General features: G+C 75.2%; 3 protein-coding genes and 1 pseudogene. 3 read left to right on the top strand and 1 reads right to left on the bottom strand.

Features of this window, described 5'->3' with window-relative positions; genetic code table 11:
- Positions 1-273: pseudogene (locus tag FOE67_RS20710) on the top strand (hypothetical protein); the annotation flags it as partial.
- Between the two features lie 32 nt (positions 274-305).
- Positions 306-734 carry a hypothetical protein gene (locus FOE67_RS20705; RefSeq protein WP_182666345.1) on the top strand — a complete coding sequence of 143 codons (429 nt, stop codon included), beginning with the start codon at positions 306-308 and terminating at the stop codon, positions 732-734.
- An 18-nt stretch (positions 735-752) separates the two neighbouring features.
- Here the strand turns inward: FOE67_RS20705 and FOE67_RS20700 are convergent, their stop codons facing one another.
- Positions 753-2300 (bottom strand): FAD-dependent monooxygenase, encoded by a 1548-nt coding sequence (locus FOE67_RS20700; protein ID WP_182666344.1) that lies wholly within the window; start codon positions 2298-2300, stop codon positions 753-755.
- Positions 2301-2604: 304 nt separating this feature from the next.
- Here FOE67_RS20700 and FOE67_RS20695 point away from each other — a divergent pair.
- Positions 2605-3303 (top strand): TerD family protein (locus FOE67_RS20695; RefSeq protein ID WP_182666343.1); only part of this gene is annotated, 699 nt, incomplete at its 3' end.

Below are 3303 nucleotides of genomic sequence, written 5' to 3'. Positions count from 1 at the left end.
ACCCCGGGCGCTCCCCTCCCCAACCCCCGGCGCTCACCGACGGAACACTACGAGGACTTCCTCGACGGGCTCGGGCTGGACGAGCACGACGGCAGGCGTGCGCTCATGACCGGACAGTTCGCCAAGATCCTCTCCGACAACGGCCTGAACGAGACCGCCGAACGCCTGATCAGAAGGTTCGACCCCCCGCCCGGGGACTCCATCGCCCCGGGCAGCGACGGGGACGAGCGGGACGACCCCATTACCGGCCTCCCTCTGTCCCCACACCCCTGACCCCGGCCCGCACCCCTTGGGAGAAGAACACCGTGGACAACGAACTGACGGCCCTCGCCGCCACCGGCGCCGCCGGCCTGGTGCAACTGATGCTCTCCGACGCCTGGAACCTGGCCCGGGACGGCTTCGCCCGACTGCTGGCCCGCCGCCCGGGACCGCCCGACGCCTCCGCCGAACTGGACGCGGCCCGGAGCCGATTGCTGACGGCACGGGTGAGCGGGGACGATCCGGTCGTGCGGGAGATCACCGCCGCCGTACGGGCGAGACTGCTGGATCGGTTGCGCGTCGATCCGTCGGCGCGCGAGGAACTCCGGTCCCTGCTGGACCTCGCCCCCGAGGGGAACACCGGCGCCGGACCGGGGACGGTGAACAACACCATCAGTGGCGGGGTGCAGCACGGGCCGGTGATCCAGAGCGGCCGGATCGGCGGCATCCCCTTCGGCGAGCCCGGCCGGGGATGACCGGGACGTTCGTCCCCCTCACCCCGCGCCGCCGCGGCGGGTGAGGGCGGCGCGCAGTTCCTCGGCCCGGCGGGCGGGGGCGCGGGCCTCCGTGACGCCGGCGACGTGGGCGTCCGGGCGGATCAGCAGAGCGGTGCGCCGCTGGGGGTTGGCCCACTGGACGTGGCGCACCCGGTCCGCGTCCGGCGTGCCGGCGAACGGCGAGGCCTCCCCCGCAGGGGTGACCAGCACGAACCGGCCGGCCCGCAGCGCCTCGTACAGCCGGGACGGCCCGTCCGCGGTGCCCGACGACCCGCCGGATGAGCCACCGGCCCAGGCGAGGTCGGGGGCCCGGCGGCCGACCAGCGGGTGCGCTCCCCGCTCCGCGCGGTAGCCGAGTCCGATGCCGGTGACCTGGCCCAGCCCCCGGTCACGCAGCGCCGGTGTGCCGGCGAACAGCCGGACGACGAGGTCGCGCACGGCCCTGGCGGGCGCGGGACGGAGCAGGGCCGCGCGCAGCAGGGCGCCGCTGCTGCGCAGTGCCAACGCGCCGATCGGGTGCCGCTCGGTGTCGTAGGTGTCCAGCAGGTCCCCGGCGCCGGGGCGGCCCTCCAGCGCGGCGACGAGCTTCCAGGAGAGGTTGCCCGCGTCCTGGAGCCCGGTGTTCATGCCCTGGCCGCCGGCCGGTGAGTGCACGTGCGCCGCGTCCCCGGCGAGGAACACCCGTCCCACGCGGTAGGTCGGCACCTGCCGCTCCTCGCTGCGCAGCCGGGAGAGCCACTCCGCGTCGCGCATGCCGAAGTCGGTGCCCAGCACGCGGCGGGTGATCTCCCGGAGTTCGTCGAGGTCGACGGGGGTGTCCTCGGGGACCTCGTTGCGCGGATCCCAGCCGACCACCCGGTACCGGCCGTCGCCGAAGGAGGCGACGAGGGCGAAGGCGTTGTCGCGGGCGTCGGCCCGCACCGGGCCCGGCGGCGGGTCGGCGAGCCGGACATCGGCCAGCACGAGGGAGGCGGGGAAGGTCTGCCCGGGGAACGGCAGGCCGATCGCCTCGCGGACGGTGCTGCGGTGGCCGTCGGTGCCCACCACCCAGCGGGCGCGCAGGGCATCCTCCGTCGCGCCGCCGCCGTCTCCGCCGTCCCCGTTCCCGCCGTCCCCGGGGGAACCGGCCCGGCGCACCCGCACCGTCACCGCCGCCGGGTCCTGCTCCACGCCGATCGCCCCGGTGCCGTACCGGATGTCGACACCCGCCTTCCGGGCCCGGCGCTCCAGCAGCCGCTCCACCTCGTACTGCGGGGTGACCAGCAGGAACGGGAACCGGGTGCGCAGCCCGGTGAGGTCGAGTTCGATGCCGGCGATTCCGCGCGGTCGGGACACCCGCCGGCCCCGGTCGATCAGCTCGTCGGCGAGGCCCCGCGCGTCGAGGTACTCCAGGGTGCGGGCGTGCACGGCCAGGGCCCGGGTGAGGTTGGAGAGCCCGGGCGGGCGGCGTTCCAGCAGCACCACGGACCGCCCGGCCGCCGCCAGGTCCCCGGCGAGCAGCAGCCCGGTGGGCCCGGCCCCCACCACGATCACCTCGGCGTCCATGCCGTGCTCCTTTCCCGATCACCGTCCCCGGTTCACCCGTACGGGGGGTGTTCACGCCCGGTCCCGGTAGGTCCGGGTACCCGTACCGGGGTGTCCCGACACCGGCCGCGGCCCCCGCCCACCGGAATCACCGCCCGCTCCCGGGGCGGAAACGTCCGGGGCACGATCCCGGCGTTCACCCCCGGGCCGGTGGACTCGGAGGCTAGGGTTCCGCACGTCACCGGGTGTGTTCCGCATCACATCCCCGGTGGCTCGGGCTGCCCCGGAACGGCGCCCGAGGGGACACGACGCGCCGGGGGGCGACATGCTGGAGATGGTCAAGGGCGAGAACGTGGCGCTCACGGAGCTGAGCGGGGACACCGGCTCGGTCCTCGTGGGCCTCACCTGGGGCGGCCCCACCGGTGACGAGGACGCCGATGTGTCCGTCCTGCTGCTGAACGCCGAGGGCGTCGTGCGCGGTGACACGGACTTCGTCTTCTACAACAACCCCACGGCGGCCGACGACAGCGTGCAGTTGCTGGGGAAGACCCCGACCGACAACGGCAGCGAGGACCGGATCGGCATCGACCTGGACGACATGGCGGCCGACGTGGACCGGGTCGTCCTGGCGGCCAGCCGTTACGCCGGCGGGCGGTTCGGGGAGTTGGAGGGCCTGGGCATGGTGCTCGCCGACCGCTCCGGGGAAACGCTGCTGCGCTTCGGCATCGAGGACGCGGGCACGGAGAGCGCGTTCATCTTCGGGGAGCTCTATCGGCGGGGCGCGGGGTGGAAGTTCCGCGCGGTGGGCCAGGGGTACGACACCGGACTCGCCGGTCTGGCCCGGGACTTCGGCCTGGACGTGGACGACGCGCCGGACGGAACCGAGGACACCGACGACACCGGGGACGGGGAGGGGAACGAGGAGGCCGAGGGGCCGGAACCGGCCGGGAGCACGGAGCCGCCCGCTGACGGGACCCCACCGGCCGAGCCCGCCGGTGACCTCTCGGCGCCCCCCGTTCCCGCC

Source organism: Streptomyces calidiresistens (genome assembly GCF_014141525.1).
GTDB lineage: Bacteria > Actinomycetota > Actinomycetes > Streptomycetales > Streptomycetaceae > Streptomyces > Streptomyces calidiresistens.
This window is presented reverse-complemented; position numbering and strand designations above follow the sequence as displayed.

What these genes read in the sequence shown, in the direction of transcription:
- FOE67_RS20700 (WP_182666344.1), bottom strand. Translation starts at nt 2,300, where the DNA reads ATGGACGCCGAGGTGATCGTGGTGGGGGCCGGGCCCACCGGGCTGCTG.